We start from the raw sequence: 17,023 nt of genomic DNA, 5'->3' as shown, positions 1-17,023 counted from the left end.
ATCGCTCCAAATCGCACACGATCGTCCCGTATCGATGGTTTCTCCGGAACGCCCAGTCATCGATGCCCACAACAAGCAATGGATCTGTCGGCATCGCCGTCCGCCGGCGGACCACCCGCAGCAAGGTATCGTTGCTGACGGGCAGCATGAGCCGCTTGGCGAAGCTTGCCGCCGGCCGGCCGCCGAGCGCCAACCCCAAGTGATGGACGATGTATTCCAACCGTGCCGTCCGGCGCCGTCGAAGCGGGACGATGTCTTCTCCAAACCGCTCCGCGAAGATCCGCCGGCGGCAATGCGGCACCTCACATGTGAAGCGCCGCGTGAGCAATCGGAGGCGCACCCTTCTGCCCGCTGACGGCAAATCAGCCACGTGCCGGATGTATCGGCTATGGATTCGGCGCGACGCTGTCGCGCACAAAGGGCATTGGGCCTCCGCAGCCTCTGACCGAACAGCCAGAATAACCGAATCCATTGAGTCACTTACACCATCAAACACCAAACCACTCGGTACTAGCGATGAGATTTGAAAGCCCGTCCGCATGGCGCTGATTCTCCGTTTGAGAACCACAGTCGCCCGGCAAACTTCATCGGAAATGAGTCAGACCCAATGTTGGGAGCCGATGGAGAACCACGCGTGAGCGATGCGATGCGCAACTACCGGAACTCGGTAGGCCGAGCGCACTGAAGGCGGCGGGACGGCTATGCGAGCTAGAGATTGTCAGCAGAATCTTGGGCGAGACTGATCTTCCAAATCCGGATCTCTCCATCCGTACGTTCAAAGCGATGCGGGTAGCCCCGCGGGATGAACAGCAAATCGCCGGCCGTGCATTCCATCTCTTTGCCGTCCAGGCGCAAACTCCCATAGCCCGAAACGATAATATAGATGGCATCAGCGGAACCGTCGTCGGGTGCTCCGCTTTCAACGCGGTCAAAAGGCACGATGCTGAGAGAAGACGCTTCGGACCTGTAGCAAACGCGCAAGGTTTCGCACGCTTCCCTCCAGCTCATACCTGACGCGATCTCCGTCAGGTTGATCGGAGTGCCCTCAGCGGGAGACGACCACGCATCCAGAAAAGTAGACATCAGATCAGCCCACGCATTCGCTTGGCGGGTTCGCTGTCAGGCTCCCGTTTTGCCCGATCGAGGTGCAGATAATTGCTTTCGAAACGTGCCGCATTGCGCAGCCCGGCAGGATCACACACCGTCCAGGTATTTCCCTCAATGCTGATCAGATTCTCCTGACGGAGGCGTCCCAGCATTCGGTTCACATACACTGGTGTGAGGCCGGTCGCGTCGGCCAGATCCGTCTGAGTCACGGGAAATTCGAACTTTTGGTCGTCCACCACTCCGAAGGCGCGCATCCGAAGGAATATCTCGTAGGTCAGAAACGCGATCCGCGCATATGCGTCGCGACGGCCCACATCGATGATGCGCTCACGCAGGACGCCTTCGTCCTGCAAGGTGTTCCACCAGAACGCCAGCGCGATGCTGGGTCGATTGAGAAGGAGATCCTTCATGATTTCGCCGGAGATGGATGCGACGAGGCTTGGCGTTAATGTCCCGATACTGTGATCCATTTCATCAAGGATGAAGATTTCCGAATCGCAGGGATCGCCGGGCACCAGGAACGCCATGATCTGACGGGCGCCGTCTTCAAGGTGTTTGTAGCGGCATGCCAGGCCGGTGATGACGAGGTGGATATCAGAAGAATGCTCCCCCTCTCTTATGATGTCCTGTCCCGGACCATACTGTCGCTGCCGCTCACAGCTAATACGGTTCAGCAATTGACGGTCTTCGTCACTGAACGGCGCGAACTGCTCCAGTTTCCTGATTAGCGGGCTGTCCATGGGTTTCCTCCGCGGGGAGAACGCCGGACGACACTTTTGGTGCCTCTTGTACCTCAATTGCACAATCGTGACCTTGATCTAGTTTAGTGTCGTGCTCGCGCCCTGGTCCGATAGTGCGGGTGATGGCGCCAATGAATCCCACCATTCACGGTCAAGGCAGCCTGATTCAGGCAGAGTTCATCCCAGGATCGGATCAAACTTGCCAAAATAGCGCTTTCTACGCGCGCATGGACCGCCTTAAGCGGGAAATTGTGCGCTGCATGACGAGTACATCCGAACGTATTCAACACACGAAGGAGACGCTTTCGACAACGACCGAACTCGTCGCGTATAGCCAGGAAGCAATCGCACGGTCGTTTCAACTCCTTAAAGTGAATAAGAGGGTTTGAGGACCGCTCGGACCTATTACTCGTTCCTCACTCCGGAGAGATTCAGCTTTTCGTCGTAGCGTCCGATTGCACCTGGCCATGCAACTTGGATCACGTGTTCCTGGCATCTGTGAACCAACCGCAACGGATGGTCTTGCCTTCGGCCATCAGGAGAATCATCATGCATCCCACAGAAATCCTGATCCGACGATTGCGTGCGAACACTCGGCTGTCCGACGAGGACGCCGCCGCAATCAAGACGCTGCCCGTCGATGTAAAGCAGCTTACAGCGGACACTTACGTCGTTCGGGAAGGTGATTGCCCCAAACGTAGCTGTTTGGTCCTGAGTGGCTTCCTCTGCCGGTCGAAGATTGCCGAGAACGGAAAGCGTCAGATCCTGTCCTTCCACATCCCGGGAGACATTCCGGACCTACAGAGTCTTTTTCTCAGTGTCATGGATCATGATCTGGCGACAATATCCAAGGCGACACTGGGCTTCGTCGACCATTCCGCTCTTTCGGCACTGATCGAGCAGCGGCCCGCAGTCGCGCGCGCTTTCTGGTGCGAGACGCTGATCGACGCCGCAATCTTCCGTGAGTGGATCGTCAACGTGGCAGTGCGCCAAGCACCGGCCCGTATGGCGCATCTTCTCGCCGAAATGCGCGAGCGTTTGGCTGCGGTCGGACTCGTCGGCGATGACGAGTTTGAGTTTCCTGTTACGCAATCTGAATTGGCCGAGGCGCTTGGGCTAAGCGTCGTACACGTCAATCGCGTTCTTCAGGGCTTCCGCGCGGATGGCGTTCTCGATCTGCAGAAGAAGATGGTCAAGTTGATCGACGTCGAGAGAGTCCTCATTGAGGGCGGATTTGATGCAGCGTACCTGCACCAGAATGGCAACGCTTCTCCATACTGACGGCTCTGCGGTCTGCAATCACCGTGGCGTGCATCACGGCTGTTGCGGGGCGGCGGAAGGTACTCTTCATGGCGGACTACACGCGCAACGCCGTCGTGCACAACGAGGTGGTTGACCCCGGGGTGGAACTGATCGACAAACCGTTCACAATGAACGAACTGCCGCTCGGATTCGCTACATACTCGGCAAAAGCGTGTGACATCTCGCAAGCGGGAGCGATGCCAAGAGCATACCTTCCGAAGGATCCGTCGTGAGCCATCTTACAACGAAAAGCCAATTGACCGCAGCCACCAAAGTCAGGAAGCGCTGCACGCCGTTTCTCGCTGGCCCGTAGGGTTCCCGACCCGCAACATCAGGGTCGATCAACTCCCGCCGGCCTCGGGGCCGCAGCTACCGCTCGACGAGGCGGCGGAGAAGCAGCGGGCAACGCGCGTCGAAGAGCAGTTTGGGCAGATCACGCCGAGCCTTGTCCAGTACAGGACCGACGTGCTGTTCCGGGATCTCTGGCTCAGGCCGGCGCTGGCTCCGCCCGACCGAAGCCTGGTAACCCTGAGCGCCCCTGATCGCCGCCGGTCAAGTTGCGCAGATCACCTATCATCTGAACCGCGCAATGGACAACGGGTTGACGGGGGAGGAAGCCGGCGAGGTGCTCGGCCATGTCGCCTTTTACGCCGGCAGGCCCAACGCATTCTCGGCGGCGCCGGTCGTCAAGGACGTGATCGAGAAGCGACCGTGATCAAGCGCAGGGCCGTCCTCATTGGCGGCAGCGTCGCTGTCGCCGGAATTCACCACCCGCTGGTTCTCGCGGCTTCAACACGGAAGGAGACCAAAATGGACATCGACATCAAGAGGAACGGATCCCGCCCTTCACAGAAGGGGCCCGAAGACTGGTTCACCGGCACGGTACGAGTAGATCCGCTATTTCAGGCGCCGGAGCCGGCCCGCGCGAGCGGCGCCTATGTCACGTTCGAGCCTGGGCGCGGACTGGTTGGCACACGCACCCACTTGGCCAGACGCTGATCGTCACTGCCGGCCTCGGTTGGGTGCAGCGCGAAGGCGGTTCGGTCGAGGAAATTCGCGCAGGCGACGTCGTGTGGTTTCCGCCCGGACTGAAGCACTGGCACGGCGCATCGGCGACGACCGCCATGACGCACATCGCGATCCAGGAAACTCTCAACGGCAAGAACGTTGAATGGATGGAGAAGGTCCGGGACGACCAGTACCGGAAGTGACTGAGTGGCAATCAAAACGCTGGGCTTACCGGCCTCCAGTGGTCGATGCTCTGAAGGATCGACTTGGCGCGCTCATTCTGAGCATCCCGCTTGGCGGCCGCAGCGACCCAGACGGAGCTGTCAACGAACGCACTCATGCGTGTCACTCCTGAATCGGGTACTGCCAAATGTCGCGCTTTGGCTCGTTGCCCTCAAGCCATTTTCGCGCGCGCTCTTTCGAGGCAAAGAGCTTGATCCAATCGGGCTCACCGGTGGCTCTCGACGCCGAATCGGGCAAGCAGAGCCAGACCGATCCCTCGACTGGTCCGCCTTCCACTTCGTATTCCCAGGCAAAGCCTTCGGGGTCGTTGTCCTGGAGCCGGGCGTCGGCGGCACCTCCAGATGCAAATACCTTGACCCATTCGGGATCTCCGATCGTGCGCGACTTGCCGTTCTGGTAGTCATCAAGGTAGAGCCATACGGCTCTGCCCTCGCGGCGAACTTCATCATGGCTGCGTACCACCTCGTTGACCCTCTGCCGGTCCGAGCGATCGGCTTCAGGCAGCGACGTCACCGCGGCATAGAGTTCGGCGGGAATGCTGCGCCTGTCGCCCAGAGACTTGTCGCGCCATTCCATCCATTGATCGAATGCATCCGACATACGGCTCACCTCCTCGGTTTGGCGCGGAACGGACTGTCGATGGTGAAGGCGTCCGGCGCGATCCCGCTCTCGATGCGCTTCCAGGTCACGGGCGCTGCGATCGGAATTCCCTTTCGGGCTCGCGGGGAATAGGTGCCGATCGCGGTGGTCCCACGGCCGTTGCGCAGATAATCGAGGAAGATGCGATCGCGACGCTTTGCCTGAGCAGACAGGAGATAGCGGTCTGGATGGCGCGCTGCGAGAGCGGAGACCAGCTGATGCGCGACCCGATGCGCCTTATCGTGCAGCACCGGTTGATCCAGTGGCGCCATCAGGTGAATGCCTTTGCCGCCGGTGAGCTTGGGCCAGGTCTCGAACCCCTCGCGCTTCATCAGCGTGCGCAGATCGAGCGCGGTCTCCACGACTGCATCCCAATCGACGCCGTCTCCGGGATCGAGGTCGATCACGATGAGGTCGGCATGTTCGAAGTCCTCGACGGTCGCATTCCACGGGTGCAGCTCGATGGCCCCGACTTCGACCAGCCCAAGGAAACCATCCAGGCTGTCGACCCACAGGCGCGTTCCTTGGCCGCCATCGCGCTTCTGAATACGCAGCTGGTGCACGGCGGCGGGAATGTCCTTCGGCAGCGGCCCCTTGTGATAGAAGGTCGTGCCGTGCACGTGGCGCACGAGCTTCAGCGGACGATGCCCGAGGTGCGGCAGCGCCTTCTTCCAGGCCTTGGTCCAATAGTCTGCGAGTTCTTCTTTCGACGGAGCAACGGCTTCGGGCAGAAGTTGCAGGATGTTCTCTCGGGGGACGCCCAGCTTCGGCCGGCCGGCCACGGAGGGCACCAGCCGCGGCGCCTTGACCTTGCGCAATGCGAGATCGTCGCGAAAACCCTTTAACACAGCTTCGCGGAGCAGGCCATCATCGGTCAGCGCGCCATATTGGACCTCGACCTCGAGAGTCGGCTCAACCCAGGTCGCCTTCGGCTTTTTGACCGCCATATCGAGTGGAGAAGTCTTGCGGATGAACGGATCCAGCCGCTCGCGTAATTCGCGCGCCGTCGTCTCGCTGTAGCCGGTACGCACCTTGCCGGCATAGAGCAGCTTGCCGTTCTGGCGCCGGCCGACGTAGAGCGAGGCGACCTTGCGCGGGCGCGCCCCAAGCTTCTCCACGAAGGCGACGATCGGAAAGGTCTCGCTCTTCTTGCACTTGAGCTTGACCCAGCTCTCCTGCCGACCCGAGCGGTACGGGTCGCCCAGCCGCTTGGCCACCAGACCTTCGAGACCCAGTTTGCACCCTTTGTCGAAGATCACGTTGCCGTCGGCCGCAAGCGCCTCGACGTAAATGAAGCTTTCCGGTGCGTTCTTCAGAAGCCGCTGCAGCAGGCGCTTGCGATCCTCATACGCGACGCCACGCAGATCATAGCCGTCGAGATACAGGAGATCGAACGCGTGGTAGCGCACACGCTCGCTGCGCTTGGGGCCGAGCTCCCGCCTGAGCTGCTGGAAGTCGGGCAGGCCGCCACTGCCGTACACCACGGCCTCACCGTCGATGATTGCACTGTTTGCCTTGAGTAGGTCGGCGCTCGCGGCAATGGAGGAGAATTGTTCGGTCCAGTCCACGCCGGTGCGTGAATAGACCTTGGCGTCCGCATCTCGCAGGTGCAGCTGCGCGCGGTAGCCGTCGGCCTTGATCTCGTAGACCCAGTCTTCGCCGCGCGGCGGATTCTCGCGCAACGTGGGATCACACGGCTCGATGTAACCAGGAATAGCAGCTTTGACGGCGCCATGGACACGCGATACTCCCCAACGAGACTGGCGCAACGCCACAGCACACATGCCGATTCAACGTCGTCACGCTGATTCGTTCCGTCCACGGAGTCCGCTACCGCGGGCGCGAAGACCAGTTCCGGTCTCGGCGTTGCGCGCCGAAGCGCTTCAGAGGCAGATGACGGGACGCTGGCTACGGCCGCTGCGCCCTTTCAATCGCTGCCTTTGCTTCTGCCAAGGTGCAGCCGTTCGCGGCACGGAAAAGTGAAACTGCGCGGACCTTCTCGCCGGCTTTGAGCGCGTCCTCTATTTCTGTCGAACCACCCAGCGGCTGATAGCTCAGACCGCCATGTTTCAGTAGCAAGTCGAGCTTTGCTTCAACTCTTTCCAGCGAGACCAGTCGCCGCTGCAGGCCTGTTATTTTCAGGCGAGAATAGAACGCCAGCGCCACGAGCATCGCGAGCACAAGGGCGGTAGATGTGGCAATCGTTTCCATGAAGCACTCAATTTAGCGTCGGGCGATCATCCCTCCGCATACGATTCCAGATAGCCGCAGGCCGAGCACCGATAGGTCGTCACGGTAAGCGCCTTCCTGCCGAACATGAACGACTCGCGGTACGTGGCAGGCGGCACTCCCGCAAACCAAAGCAACTGCCCACGCCCCGGGCTAGGAATGAAGCCCTGCTCCATGGTCCTCTCGCATTTCGGGCAAGCTTTTTGCTCTGTCATTTCGGGATCGTAGACGGACCGCCGAACGTTACAAGCCCTCGCAGGAGCGCCCGTTCGGTCCGGGAGCTGGAGCAGATTCGGTCCCTGCCTCGTCTGCTGCCGGGCGGGTGGCACTCCAGCGGCGCCTTGTCCCTCCGGCGCAAAGCGCAGGAACGTCTCCAGTTTCGTGCGGTTGCCACGCGGGTGCGGAGAGCTCGACCATGCTTGAAACGGATACCTTGCTGGTAAAATGCCCGAACTGCGGGGCATGGCCTATGGCCGCAAACCTTCCCAAAAGCATCCCACGGGAGGTGGAGGTCGAGTTCAGATGCTCCCGGTGCACTCACCATGAGGTGGGACGTTTCCTACGCGCGAGGGCAGTGAAAGGGGACGAGCCTCACCGAGTGGCGTAGGCCGCAGGGACTGGAATGGCTCAGCCTGAATTTCTCGCGGAACGGCGATGCTCGCCCCGACTTGATGATCGGTGCGATTTCATTTCGGAGGAGAACGATCATGAAAACCATCGTCGCCACTGCCTGCCTGCTCGCAATTGCGTTGGCCTCGCCAGTGCAGGCCAAAGGATGCATCAAGGGCGCGATCGTGGGTGGTGTTGCCGGCCACATGGCGGGCCATGGGAAGCTCGGGGCGGTAGCCGGCTGCGCAATCGGACATCATGAGGCCAACAAGCAGAATGCCAATAACCCGAGCAACTCGAACGCCCAGGCGCCGTCCGGGCAGAAGTAGCTGTGCAGGGCGCTGCGGCAGCGCGCCCTGCTCGTCGCGAGCGAGCAAATCGGCACAGATGCTCGGACCTGCCTTAGGCCAATCTGGACGGATCATTGCCCGTTCGATTGATCGGTATGACCGTGCGAGTTCTTTACGAAAGCAGCAATGGTGACGTGTGGGCGCTGCGCGTAGCGGCGGGCAGCCCTGACCGCCAGACTGAAGCTGATCGATACCCTGCTGGACGGCCGGGAGAAGGCGCTCAGGCCGACCACTTGTCCTCCTCGCGGCGCGCTTCGTCGTCGTTGATGCGGTAGGCCAAGTCGGCAGCGATTTCTGGATGATCGGTACTGGCGATGAGCTCGCCGTCTTGCTTCTTGATCTTTTGTCCTTCGGCGGTCACCGGAAAATCATCGGGTTCCAACGGCTTCTTGGAAGTGGACATGTATCTTCCTCCTGGACCGCGATCATAGCACGCCACCTAACGAGCCCTCGATTTGATTCAGGCGGAAGTAGACCTGACGGCCGCACGAAGGGTTCGTCCCACCCCCAGGAAGTTCGCGAACGGCAGCACATCCGATCCCGAAGCGCAGCCACGGGAGGGACGTTTGCTGCCTTGTAAATGCACCGTGAATGTCCATTTACCATCCATCTGCCATCCAAGCGGATGGTGAAGGGTGGGTGTACCGATGAACGACAATGTACGCGAACTGCGACCCCGAAACCCCGATACCGAGAAGATCACGATCAACCTTGGCTATGTCGACCTCGGCCAGGTCGACCTCATGGTGCAGGAAGGGTTTTATTCGAACCGCACCGATTTCATTCGGACGGCGATCCGCAACCAGCTCGAGCGGCACGCGGATGTGGTCAAGCAGTCGACGGCCCGTAAAAATCTGGACCTGGGGCTGCGCAATTATGCCCGCGTCGATCTCGAGAGGGCGCGGCGCGACGGCGAGATGCTGCACATCAACGTTCTGGGCCTTGCGACCATCGGCCAAGACGTCACGCCCGAGCTGGCCCGCGCCACAATTGCCTCGGTCTCAGTGCTCGGAGCCCTTCATGCCAGCCCCGCGGTCAAGGCCGCTCTCGCCGACCGAACGAGGTGAAACGATGCTGAATCCAGACATGGTCCGCGAAGCGACCCGCCTCACACGTGCCGGCCAACTGGTCGAAGCCACTGCACTATTGCAGCGAATGCTGCGCGGCGATGGCGGCCCCGCAGCCTCAAGGGGAGATGCTGTGCCTGTTGAGCGTGCGAGGCTCGAGCCCCCGACACTCGAGCTGAAAGCCAATGTCGTCGAGGAGAAGGAGAGCGGACCGTCCACAGAAGCCACGCCTGCCAAACGACACAAAGGCCCCCCGCCCTTCGGCGGCATGAAAGATCTTTCCGGTTTCGGCATGCCAGGTCCGGTCGGGCGCGCTTCACTGTCCGACGCGGATATTGCACCGGACCGCACAAGGTTCGTCTCTGCCACGTTCAGCAACGCGGCGGGCAGCCGGACCTACAAGCTGTTCATCCCGAGCCGCGCTGATGGAGGACCGCGTCCCCTCATCGTCATGCTTCACGGCTGCACCCAGTCACCCGACGATTTCGCCGCCGGCACCCGAATGAATTTTCTGGCGGACGAGCGGAATTGCTTCGTTGTCTATCCGGAGCAGGCACGCGGAGCCAACCATGCGAAATGCTGGAACTGGTTTCGCACAGGAGACCAGCGGCGGGATGGCGGCGAGCCTGCGCTGATCGCCGGCATCACCCGCCAGATCATGCAGGAGCATCCTATCGATCCCAAGCGCGTCTACGTCGCAGGCCTGTCGGCCGGCGGGGCCGCCGCGGCCATCATGGGTGCGACGTACCCCGACCTATATGCCGCCGTCGGCGTCCACTCCGGCCTGGCCTGCGGGGCTGCCAGCGACCTTCCGTCCGCACTGGCCGCTATGCGGCAGGGCAGCGCTGGACCGATCGGGACGGCTGGCGCATCGGTGCCGACCATCGTCTTCCATGGCGATCGCGACACCACGGTGCATCCGAGCAATGCTGACCGGATTCTCCGTGGCCCGAGCGAAGATGCGAGCCTGAGGACGGAAATTCTTCGCGGGCGAGTACCTGAGGGGCACGCATATACCCGCACCATGCTCACCGATGAAGGTGGCTTGGGCACGTCCGAGCACTGGAGCGTTCACGGGGCCGGCCATGCCTGGTCGGGAGGCAGTCCTGCCGGGTCCTACACCGATCCGCGCGGGCCGGACGCGACCAGGGAGATGCTGCGCTTCTTTTTTGAGCATTCGCTGGCAAGCTTCACACGGACATAGGGCGCGGCCTTGAATTCACATCGCCGGATCTCCGCTTTGCCTGAACGCGACGGAGCAGCCGGCTGGCAGGGTAGGTGAGGTCAGGCCTCGCCCGGTTCGGAGAAGATGGAAGCCGGCGGCGTGGTGCGCGGGATCGGCAGTGGTCGTTCAGTTGCTCCGGATTGCCCAGGGCCGCTCTTGGCGTCGTACCGCTTAGCGAGATCCAGCAGACGACGTCGGGTGAACGGATCGGCCCTTTCGGCGATGACACGGGGCCGCTGCGCGAGACCCTGATAGAATTCCTGCTCCATGACGCACCCACAACATCACTGCCCCGACTTGAGTAGCCCGCGGTCGTTGAGTCAAGAAGGCACACGACACGCTCTTGCAACTTTCCGCGACCGTCTTGAGATCGGTATGGCGGCGGACGTAGACTGGCCGTCGCAGGGGAAAATCAGATGCCAGTGTCCTATCCGGTCCGGAAGGCGTGCCCGGCGTGCGGCAAGCCGATGAAGGCTGTGCCTGACGAAATCGCCAACGGGAAGCTGCGGTACGTCTGCACCAATTGCGGAGACGACCCGCTGCAGGACCCGACGGCCCGTAAGTGGGCGGACAGCCCGCTACGGCCGCCCGCGAAATAGGAGATTTCCCCGCGACTTCGGCGTTCTTGCGCCGGCCGACCCCAGCCGGGATTTGCTCCCATGCGAATACTGACAGCCTCTGTTTCGTCGCCTGCCTGTTCTGCCGGCCTCCGCAGCGACGTGCTCAGAAACGATCGCGCATTCGCGGCCCGCGAGGCGCCCGTGTAGTTGAACGCCTCTCATTCGTGAGGGCAGTGCCCCCCTGCGGGCCTAACTTCTCAGAAGGCGAAAGGACGGCCGCTCACCACCGAATGTCCGGTCACGACTAGCTCCGGTTGCTGCACCAGCAACGCAGCGACGCCGACCAGCAGCAGCATCGACGCGACCATGATGGCAATCCACTTCCTGTCGTCCATGAGACACCAATACCCGCTGCGACACCTCGTTCCGAGCATGGCCGCGGCCCGCGCTGCAAAAGATCACGATGATCTCAGTCCCCCGACCTCGAGCTCCCGCCCCTCGTATGCGAGAGCACCTTTACCAGTGTGCGGCCATCATCGATCTCCTTCCGGAAGCAGCGGGGCGGAGCCTAGGCCTCAAAGACTTTGCGGGTGTGAACCAGCTCTCACGTCCGCTGGATATCGACCGCGCCCGTACCTTGCCGACTATGGCCTTCCGGAGCGCGCCCCGCTCTCGGCAGAGGTCGTCGACCTTGGCCCGCATCCTCGAGAGCAGCAGTTCGGCCGAGACGGTCGCGACGCCAGCCCGCTGCAGCATGTGGATTTCGCGCGCCTGGGCGCGGATCTGCCCACGCATGCGGGCGATCTCGTTCCGGACCCAGTGGAGTTTCATGAGGTACTGAGGTCGTCCGGAACGTCGCCGAACTTCCGGATCAGCTTGGCGTCGTTGAAGTCGCCGCTTGACGGTTCCCCGGTCCGCGAGAACGCGATGGCGCCGGCATGGCCAGGCTTGCGGGAGAGCGCCTCAGCCGCATGACCGCGGCGTTGGCGCTCGGGCATTCCGCCGCCTCGCCGGCGGCCACGCTGTCGTCGGAGAAAACGAACGGTAGAGCGACATAGTAGGTCACTTCAGACATCTGGCTCGTCCTTGCATTTGCGCGCCCTTGGAAGCCGTTCCCGGCGTGGCCGGTTGACACCTTCGAGCGGAGCTCCTGCAGCTGCATCGCTAACCATTCGCCACCAGCAAGGCTTTCCGGCTCCCGGGCGCAATCACCGCACGCCTCGATCGCCTGCTCGACGGCGGCGTCGAGGTACCCCGGCCCGGAATCGCACTGCTTGGAGGTTGCGTTCACACGATTATGTTCTCATTTTGTTCTCAGGAGTCAAGACCCACTCTCCCGACTTCCGAAGGGCGGACGGCCTTCGGATGAATCTCGGGGACGGCGGCCGGCTTGTCGGACCGCGCGGGCCCGTACGTCTTGAATCCAAGTCCCCGTACCTGGAGCGTTGCGTAACCATGACCACCCGCGCGAACTGGAAAGGCTTCCTGCGCCTTTCGCTCGTCACCTGCCCCGTCGCGCTCACCCGGCGACCTCGGAGAGCGAGAAGATCTCGTTCAACCAGCTCAACCCGCAGACCGGCCACCGCATCAAGTATCTCAAGGTCGACGCCGACACGGGCGAGGAGGTCCCGAACGAGGACATCGTCAAGGGGTACCAGCTCGAGAAGGACCAGTTCATCGAGGTTTCCAAGGAAGAGCTCGAAGAGATCGCGCTGGAATCTACACGCACCATCGAGATCGATGAGTTCGTCGAGAAGACCGACATCGATCCGCGATACCTTATCCGCCCCTACTACATCCGTCCCGACGGCAAGGTCGGCCACGACGCCTTCGCGGTGATCCGATCAATCTGGGCGCCGTCCAGCGTGCGCTTGATGCGCAGCACGGTGGACAGCAACCATGACGACGTCGCCATACGGCATCAGCAAGTCGCGCGTCGTTGTCGCGATGCGCGATGAATGTCTCGATGGCCTCCTCGCTCTTGCGGAACAGCAGGGCCAGCTCACGGGCCTGCCGCAGATCATCGAGAGCAGACCGGGTCTCGCGGTGAGCTGCTTTGTGCTTCTTATGCCGTTAGCCGATGTCCGGTATGCGGCCGAGAGCAGCCCAACGCGGGGACGGCGCGAAGGTCAGAGATGGGCCATCTCCGGAAGTGCACATGTGTAACCTTCTTCCTTCTCCCCTTGTGGGAGAATGCCCCTCTATCTACCGCGTTGAAGTGGCAGGAGAAACCGGAATCGGTGTCCGTCCAGCGTCCCTTGCACGCGGTTCCTCAAACCTTTTTGGGCAACTTGGATCGAGGCTTGGGAATGTGAACGAGGTAGGGTCGGTCTCGGTGCGTCGCGTATCGGCTCTCGCGAGAAGCTCCTTATGGCTCCTGCCCTCGCCATGTTTGAGAGCGTTGACGGCAAGCCTGTAGTCAGCGATTGCCGAAGCAAGTTCTTTCTTGTCGTGCGCGCGAAGGTAGTCGTCAAGTTGGACGACCGGGTCCTTCCACTTCAGTTTGGATTGCAGCAGAGCCTCAAACATCGAGAACATGCCGACAGCAAGAACGGGCGCGTTGAAGTCGAAAGAGGCGCAAGGCCATTAACCAGCCGGGTTGCGCCACTGGTCTCCAATTCCTTGAAGGTCTGCTGCTCCGATTCGTGGGTGTGGTGCAGCGTGAAATCCATGCACGCGGTGAAAAGCTGAATGTCGGTGAGCGCCATGTCCGTTATTCCGGCAAGTCTATTACCTGATGCAAATTTGTCACGCGGTAACCGGCAGGCCGACCGGCAAAACGATTACGACAGTGCGACCTCTTCCGCCCAGCCAGCGAGGTCTTTCACCGTGCATTGCATGCCGTCATAGGCGTCAATGTTGTCGGCGGATGTGAGCACGATGTAGCCCTTGTTAAGGGCCACCGCCGCAGTATGCCGCTCGACGTGACTATCATAAGCACCTCGCGAAAATCCTAAATGCAATTCCTCTGTGATCCGCGCCGCTCGCACTTCAACATGCGTGGACAACTGAATCCGCTTAGTGATGTGAGGACCGATTTCTTTTGCCTCGTCCTCGTAAAGCTCCCTTAACTCCTGCAACGCCCAGCTCGGCACACCAATGGTTCCGTCCTCCAAATGAGCGATCAGCGTGGCCTTTAGATTGCCCGATGCCGTTGCCAGCTCATGCAATCCGTTCGTATCAATCACACACGAGCAGTCAGAATCCGGCTTCTTAGCCATCATCGAGCTCCAGATTCCGGAGCTCGTTAGCTGACAGGGAGTTCACGTAGTCGAAGTAGGACCTTTGATACTTCGGCTTTAGACCGGATGCTCGATAGAGATTGATCTCGCTAATCAGCCCCTGATCCAAAAACCGCTTGAACGCCGTGGCAAACGCAAACCCAAATTTTGCGAGCTTTACCTTTTCTTGTGCTGGCGGCTGTTTGCCTCCGCCCCCCTTCTCAGAATAATCGGGATTGTTGCCGTGGACCAACGAAAGCCATTTGCTGTGGCTTCCAGCCTTGTAAATCGAGAGCTGCTCAAGCCGTAGGACGGTCGCTTCCTGACTAAGTTTGAGCTTGCGAGCAGCCCATCTTACGTCATCCAGATCAGGGTCTCGCGTAACCGACCCGCCGAGCAAACCAGAGATGTAAGATTTTGGAGCAAGGAAGCTGCCCGCAAATCGGTTGCAGCGCCGTTCAACTGCATTCCTCCTCACGAACGGATCCGAAATGCCGGTCTGGCCCATCAACACGTGGCCGAGTTCGTGTACGAGCGTAAAAAGGCGACGTGCACGTGTTTGCTGTTTGCTGTTTATGAGGACCAGCGGATGCGTTTTGTGCGCCAAACAGAACCCGCTGCCATCCTCGCGAGGAAACGACTCCTGCAGAACCAAGATGCCGAGTTCTTCGATTTTTCTGCGCACCAGAACGTAGAACGACCGGGCATCCTTTGCTTCCTGCTGATCCTCTAACGTGATCAAGAAGTGCGCACGAGCTTTAAGAGCAAAGCGGTCAATTTCTTCGTCGGTGGTCGCCGTAAACTTCGGCAATGCCTCTACACCGGGTGCTTCCAGTTCGATCAGCGTCCGCTGGATGCCTTCCGCTAGTCTGATGGCTTCAACGGTCTCGCGGGATTTCGCTGCAGGCTCCGGATTGACCGACCGAAAGTCTGGAATGGCCTCTTCGAGTGTAGGTAGCCGCTGCATGTAAAAAGCGAACGGTGGTAAGACCAGCTCACGAGCTACAGATCGAAGAAGGTCTGACTTGGGCTCCGGATCGCGACGCAGCTCCCGAGACAGCTCGGTCGGTTCCATGCCGAGTCGCTCCGACAGCTTAGCGGGGGTCAACCGCCGTGCCCGAAGAGCCTCTTGGAGAATGTTGGGATTATATGCCACGAATCGCGCATTATGGGGTGGGATGACCGATGAAATATGGCGATCTTTCAAGCATTGTGCAACTAGGGGTTGGCTTGCACATCGGAACGGCCGTTCTTCAGCTATACGGCGAATTGGGTATCGCGCCGTTGGAGCGGCGCATCTCCCGGATCAGGAGGCTCTTCCGGGTGCCCGACGAGGCAGAGCGCCCTTCTCCTGAACTTGAAGAGGAGTTGAACTGGGTTGAAAGCCGGTACGAACTTTTCAAGATAGAATTTTTCCGAGAGTACAGGTGGTGTGTTGTGGCCAACACGGTGGTCGCTTTTGCCTTAGCCGCGCTTCTAGTCGTCATCGCGATATTCGCCGATCAAGAAGTATCGAATGGGCATGAATGGTTTGTTGTGTTCGCTATCGCGGCGTCCTATTTGCCCGCCATTTGCATTTTTGGTTCTCTATGGACGGACGCGCAGAGGCGCGTGAAGCCTTTGGAGGCCAAAGCAGATAGTGTTGAGAAGCGGGCGCTTGAGCACTCTTAGGGCACCCGAGGCAGCGCAATCCCGCTAATTTCTGGCGACTTTACCTTGCTGTGGTTGCTCAGTCTCGACAGCCTCGCATGCAGCGACGGGATTCGGATCCCACCGTGAAACACCGAAACGCTGCATGCGCAGCGCCAATTCGGCACCCTCGCGCTTCGCACCGGGATTGCCATAGGGCTGATCCAGCGCGCTCAAGGTGGGATAGCACCGTAGACTTTGCCACGGCATCAGGCCCAGCGCTTCGATCAATGATTCGCGGCTAACAGTTGCACATTTACAACCCGCACAGTCATTTGAGATACTAAGCTCGTCGATTGAGACGACCAAAACATATTTCATTCAAAGATTAGCAGGCGACAAAAGGTGTTTGATGTCTATCGCAATGACAAGCGCGACTTGCTCGTTCTAAGTACAGGCTCTGCCGTACCCGTGCTTTACTCTGCACATAAGTGGCGCAAGAGCAGAAAAAGAGTTTTCAAAGTCAGCGATGAGATCAAATCAGCGGTTCACGCGCGAGGCTATTACCTCCGCACCCTGCGGGCCAGCAAGGGGCGAATGATCGAGGTCGCGTAAGGTCGGACGCCGCTGACAGCGTTGCCACAAGCCGAGCCGCCATCCTCGCGCTCAACCGAGTTGTGCGCCTATTTTGGTCGCAGCCTTTACTTCGGTTTCATTCTAGGAGGTTGCCGCCCCTGAACGCTTTCCGCTGCCGCCGCGTGCGAGGTTCTGCTTCTGGGGGCCTCAAACACCGCAATGCGACGATCAAGCTGCCACAGCTCGATGTCATTTGCATCAACTAGGGTCTGTACCTAATTAGCGAGTTCTGATTCCCTGGTGCTAAGTTGATTCGGCACGGGGGACTTCGATGCGCAAAGGACTGTTCTGGCTCAACGACAAGCAGTGGGCTCAGATAGAGCCGCATCTGCCAACGAACCAGACCGGCCCGGCGCGCCAAGACGATCGACGCATTATCAGCGGTATCATTCACATGCTCCAGTGCGGCGCACGCTGGCGCGATTGCCCGTCCGACTATGGCCCTTACACGACGATCT

At 60.3% G+C, this 17,023-nt stretch carries 22 protein-coding genes and 4 pseudogenes; 11 read left to right on the top strand and 15 right to left on the bottom strand.

Features of this window, described 5'->3' with window-relative positions:
* From IVB42_RS00340 to IVB42_RS00330, 3 genes are all read right to left on the bottom strand, one after another.
* Positions 1-541 (bottom strand): transposase family protein (locus IVB42_RS00340; protein ID WP_247469584.1); only part of this gene is annotated, 541 nt, incomplete at its 3' end.
* Between the two features lie 167 nt (positions 542-708).
* Positions 709-1,083, bottom strand: a complete 375-nt coding sequence (locus tag IVB42_RS00335) for a cupin domain-containing protein (protein ID WP_247368092.1) — start codon at positions 1,081-1,083, stop codon at positions 709-711.
* On the bottom strand, positions 1,083-1,847 hold the full coding sequence (locus tag IVB42_RS00330; RefSeq protein WP_247342604.1) for a Crp/Fnr family transcriptional regulator: 765 nt from the start codon (positions 1,845-1,847) through the stop codon (positions 1,083-1,085). Before IVB42_RS00330 ends, IVB42_RS00335 begins: the two co-directional genes overlap by 1 nt.
* Positions 1,848-2,396: 549 nt before the next feature.
* Here IVB42_RS00330 and IVB42_RS00325 point away from each other — a divergent pair.
* The 4 genes and pseudogenes from IVB42_RS00325 (at position 2,397) to IVB42_RS00310 (ending at position 4,360) form a co-directional block, all read left to right on the top strand.
* Positions 2,397-3,128, top strand: a complete 732-nt coding sequence (locus IVB42_RS00325) for a Crp/Fnr family transcriptional regulator (protein ID WP_247368091.1) — start codon at positions 2,397-2,399, stop codon at positions 3,126-3,128.
* A 68-nt stretch (positions 3,129-3,196) separates the two neighbouring features.
* Positions 3,197-3,382 (top strand): hypothetical protein, encoded by a 186-nt coding sequence (locus tag IVB42_RS00320; protein ID WP_247368098.1) that lies wholly within the window; start codon positions 3,197-3,199, stop codon positions 3,380-3,382.
* A gap of 106 nt (positions 3,383-3,488) precedes the next feature.
* Positions 3,489-3,864: pseudogene (locus IVB42_RS00315) on the top strand (carboxymuconolactone decarboxylase family protein); the annotation flags it as partial.
* Between the two features lie 101 nt (positions 3,865-3,965).
* Positions 3,966-4,360 (top strand): annotated as a pseudogene (locus tag IVB42_RS00310) (cupin domain-containing protein).
* Positions 4,361-4,502: 142 nt separating this feature from the next.
* Here the strand turns inward: IVB42_RS00310 and IVB42_RS00305 are convergent.
* The 3 genes from IVB42_RS00305 to IVB42_RS00295 form a co-directional block, all read right to left on the bottom strand.
* Positions 4,503-5,000 carry a hypothetical protein gene (locus IVB42_RS00305; RefSeq protein WP_247469582.1) on the bottom strand — a complete coding sequence of 166 codons (498 nt, stop codon included), beginning with the start codon at positions 4,998-5,000 and terminating at the stop codon, positions 4,503-4,505.
* A 5-nt stretch (positions 5,001-5,005) separates the two neighbouring features.
* Positions 5,006-6,823, bottom strand: a complete 1,818-nt coding sequence (gene ligD, locus IVB42_RS00300; protein ID WP_247397428.1) for a DNA ligase D — start codon at positions 6,821-6,823, stop codon at positions 5,006-5,008.
* Between the two features lie 124 nt (positions 6,824-6,947).
* A complete protein-coding gene (locus tag IVB42_RS00295) occupies positions 6,948-7,250 on the bottom strand; it encodes a hypothetical protein (RefSeq protein ID WP_247368087.1) in 303 nt (100 codons plus the stop codon).
* Positions 7,251-7,975: 725 nt separating this feature from the next.
* On the opposite strand from IVB42_RS00295, the gene IVB42_RS00290 reads away from it, so the two are divergent.
* Positions 7,976-8,206: a hypothetical protein gene (locus IVB42_RS00290; protein ID WP_247368085.1), complete on the top strand. Its 231-nt coding sequence runs from the start codon at positions 7,976-7,978 to the stop codon at positions 8,204-8,206.
* Between the two features lie 241 nt (positions 8,207-8,447).
* Here IVB42_RS00290 and IVB42_RS00285 read toward each other — a convergent pair whose 3' ends face one another.
* The gene (locus tag IVB42_RS00285; protein ID WP_247469580.1) at positions 8,448-8,630 is read right to left on the bottom strand and encodes a hypothetical protein; all 183 of its coding nucleotides are present in this window, start codon (positions 8,628-8,630) and stop codon (positions 8,448-8,450) included.
* A 244-nt stretch (positions 8,631-8,874) separates the two neighbouring features.
* Here IVB42_RS00285 and IVB42_RS00280 point away from each other — a divergent pair, with 244 nt between their 5' ends.
* Both IVB42_RS00280 and IVB42_RS00275 read left to right on the top strand, forming a co-directional pair.
* Positions 8,875-9,294, top strand: a complete 420-nt coding sequence (locus IVB42_RS00280) for a CopG family transcriptional regulator (RefSeq protein ID WP_247368081.1) — start codon at positions 8,875-8,877, stop codon at positions 9,292-9,294.
* 4 nt (positions 9,295-9,298) lie between these two features.
* Positions 9,299-10,498, top strand: a complete 1,200-nt coding sequence (locus tag IVB42_RS00275; RefSeq protein WP_247368078.1) for a PHB depolymerase family esterase — start codon at positions 9,299-9,301, stop codon at positions 10,496-10,498.
* A gap of 80 nt (positions 10,499-10,578) precedes the next feature.
* Here the strand turns inward: IVB42_RS00275 and IVB42_RS00270 are convergent, their stop codons facing one another.
* The 4 genes and pseudogenes from IVB42_RS00270 to IVB42_RS00255 all read right to left on the bottom strand — a co-directional run bounded on the left by IVB42_RS00270 (position 10,579) and on the right by IVB42_RS00255 (position 12,154).
* A complete protein-coding gene (locus tag IVB42_RS00270; RefSeq protein ID WP_247368073.1) occupies positions 10,579-10,788 on the bottom strand; it encodes a hypothetical protein in 210 nt (69 codons plus the stop codon).
* A 548-nt stretch (positions 10,789-11,336) separates the two neighbouring features.
* A complete protein-coding gene (locus tag IVB42_RS00265) occupies positions 11,337-11,474 on the bottom strand; it encodes a hypothetical protein (RefSeq protein ID WP_155809819.1) in 138 nt (45 codons plus the stop codon).
* Positions 11,475-11,595: 121 nt separating this feature from the next.
* A complete protein-coding gene (locus tag IVB42_RS00260) occupies positions 11,596-11,874 on the bottom strand; it encodes a hypothetical protein (RefSeq protein ID WP_247368070.1) in 279 nt (92 codons plus the stop codon).
* Positions 11,875-11,906: 32 nt separating this feature from the next.
* Positions 11,907-12,154 (bottom strand): annotated as a pseudogene (locus IVB42_RS00255) (hypothetical protein).
* Positions 12,155-12,534: 380 nt separating this feature from the next.
* Between IVB42_RS00255 and IVB42_RS00250 the strand changes: the two are divergent.
* Positions 12,535-12,923 (top strand): annotated as a pseudogene (locus IVB42_RS00250) (Ku protein); the annotation flags it as partial.
* Positions 12,924-13,577: 654 nt separating this feature from the next.
* On the opposite strand, the gene IVB42_RS00245 reads toward IVB42_RS00250, so the two are convergent.
* The 3 genes from IVB42_RS00245 to IVB42_RS00235 form a co-directional block, all read right to left on the bottom strand.
* On the bottom strand, positions 13,578-13,787 hold the full coding sequence (locus IVB42_RS00245) for a hypothetical protein (RefSeq protein WP_247368069.1): 210 nt from the start codon (positions 13,785-13,787) through the stop codon (positions 13,578-13,580).
* A 75-nt stretch (positions 13,788-13,862) separates the two neighbouring features.
* Entirely contained in the window at positions 13,863-14,300 is a 438-nt protein-coding gene (locus tag IVB42_RS00240) for a hypothetical protein (protein WP_247411476.1), read from the bottom strand.
* Positions 14,293-15,375 carry an ImmA/IrrE family metallo-endopeptidase gene (locus tag IVB42_RS00235; protein WP_247368064.1) on the bottom strand — a complete coding sequence of 361 codons (1,083 nt, stop codon included), beginning with the start codon at positions 15,373-15,375 and terminating at the stop codon, positions 14,293-14,295. Before IVB42_RS00235 ends, IVB42_RS00240 begins: the two co-directional genes overlap by 8 nt.
* 110 nt (positions 15,376-15,485) lie before the next feature.
* Between IVB42_RS00235 and IVB42_RS00230 the strand changes: the two genes are divergently transcribed.
* Positions 15,486-15,971, top strand: a complete 486-nt coding sequence (locus tag IVB42_RS00230; RefSeq protein ID WP_247368063.1) for a hypothetical protein — start codon at positions 15,486-15,488, stop codon at positions 15,969-15,971.
* Positions 15,972-15,995: 24 nt separating this feature from the next.
* On the opposite strand, the gene IVB42_RS00225 is transcribed toward IVB42_RS00230, so the two are convergent.
* The gene (locus tag IVB42_RS00225; protein WP_247368061.1) at positions 15,996-16,310 is read right to left on the bottom strand and encodes a hypothetical protein; all 315 of its coding nucleotides are present in this window, start codon (positions 16,308-16,310) and stop codon (positions 15,996-15,998) included.
* A 24-nt stretch (positions 16,311-16,334) separates the two neighbouring features.
* On the opposite strand from IVB42_RS00225, the gene IVB42_RS00220 reads away from it, so the two are divergent.
* Both IVB42_RS00220 and IVB42_RS00215 read left to right on the top strand, forming a co-directional pair.
* The gene (locus tag IVB42_RS00220) at positions 16,335-16,544 is read left to right on the top strand and encodes a hypothetical protein (RefSeq protein ID WP_247368059.1); all 210 of its coding nucleotides are present in this window, start codon (positions 16,335-16,337) and stop codon (positions 16,542-16,544) included.
* Positions 16,545-16,836: 292 nt separating this feature from the next.
* Positions 16,837-17,023 (top strand): transposase (locus IVB42_RS00215; RefSeq protein ID WP_247393458.1); only part of this gene is annotated, 187 nt, incomplete at its 3' end.

This window comes from Bradyrhizobium sp. 45 (assembly GCF_023073155.1).
GTDB classification, from domain to species: domain Bacteria; phylum Pseudomonadota; class Alphaproteobacteria; order Rhizobiales; family Xanthobacteraceae; genus Bradyrhizobium; species Bradyrhizobium canariense_D.
This window is presented reverse-complemented; position numbering and strand designations above follow the sequence as displayed.

Coding starts and splice junctions, on each gene's coding strand:
- IVB42_RS00335 (WP_247368092.1), bottom strand. CDS start 1,083: ATGTCTACTTTTCTGGATGCGTGGTCGTCTCCCGCTGAGGGCACTCCG.
- IVB42_RS00330 (WP_247342604.1), bottom strand. CDS start 1,847: ATGGACAGCCCGCTAATCAGGAAACTGGAGCAGTTCGCGCCGTTCAGT.
- IVB42_RS00325 (WP_247368091.1), top strand. CDS start 2,397: ATGCATCCCACAGAAATCCTGATCCGACGATTGCGTGCGAACACTCGG.
- IVB42_RS00320 (WP_247368098.1), top strand. CDS start 3,197: ATGGCGGACTACACGCGCAACGCCGTCGTGCACAACGAGGTGGTTGAC.
- IVB42_RS00305 (WP_247469582.1), bottom strand. CDS start 5,000: ATGTCGGATGCATTCGATCAATGGATGGAATGGCGCGACAAGTCTCTG.
- ligD (WP_247397428.1), bottom strand. CDS start 6,823: ATGTGTGCTGTGGCGTTGCGCCAGTCTCGTTGGGGAGTATCGCGTGTC.
- IVB42_RS00295 (WP_247368087.1), bottom strand. CDS start 7,250: ATGGAAACGATTGCCACATCTACCGCCCTTGTGCTCGCGATGCTCGTG.
- IVB42_RS00290 (WP_247368085.1), top strand. CDS start 7,976: ATGAAAACCATCGTCGCCACTGCCTGCCTGCTCGCAATTGCGTTGGCC.
- IVB42_RS00285 (WP_247469580.1), bottom strand. CDS start 8,630: ATGTCCACTTCCAAGAAGCCGTTGGAACCCGATGATTTTCCGGTGACC.
- IVB42_RS00280 (WP_247368081.1), top strand. CDS start 8,875: ATGAACGACAATGTACGCGAACTGCGACCCCGAAACCCCGATACCGAG.
- IVB42_RS00275 (WP_247368078.1), top strand. CDS start 9,299: ATGCTGAATCCAGACATGGTCCGCGAAGCGACCCGCCTCACACGTGCC.
- IVB42_RS00270 (WP_247368073.1), bottom strand. CDS start 10,788: ATGGAGCAGGAATTCTATCAGGGTCTCGCGCAGCGGCCCCGTGTCATC.
- IVB42_RS00265 (WP_155809819.1), bottom strand. CDS start 11,474: ATGGACGACAGGAAGTGGATTGCCATCATGGTCGCGTCGATGCTGCTG.
- IVB42_RS00260 (WP_247368070.1), bottom strand. CDS start 11,874: ATGCGTGGGCAGATCCGCGCCCAGGCGCGCGAAATCCACATGCTGCAG.
- IVB42_RS00245 (WP_247368069.1), bottom strand. CDS start 13,787: ATGGCGCTCACCGACATTCAGCTTTTCACCGCGTGCATGGATTTCACG.
- IVB42_RS00240 (WP_247411476.1), bottom strand. CDS start 14,300: ATGGCTAAGAAGCCGGATTCTGACTGCTCGTGTGTGATTGATACGAAC.
- IVB42_RS00235 (WP_247368064.1), bottom strand. CDS start 15,375: ATGGAACCGACCGAGCTGTCTCGGGAGCTGCGTCGCGATCCGGAGCCC.
- IVB42_RS00230 (WP_247368063.1), top strand. CDS start 15,486: ATGAAATATGGCGATCTTTCAAGCATTGTGCAACTAGGGGTTGGCTTG.
- IVB42_RS00225 (WP_247368061.1), bottom strand. CDS start 16,310: ATGAAATATGTTTTGGTCGTCTCAATCGACGAGCTTAGTATCTCAAAT.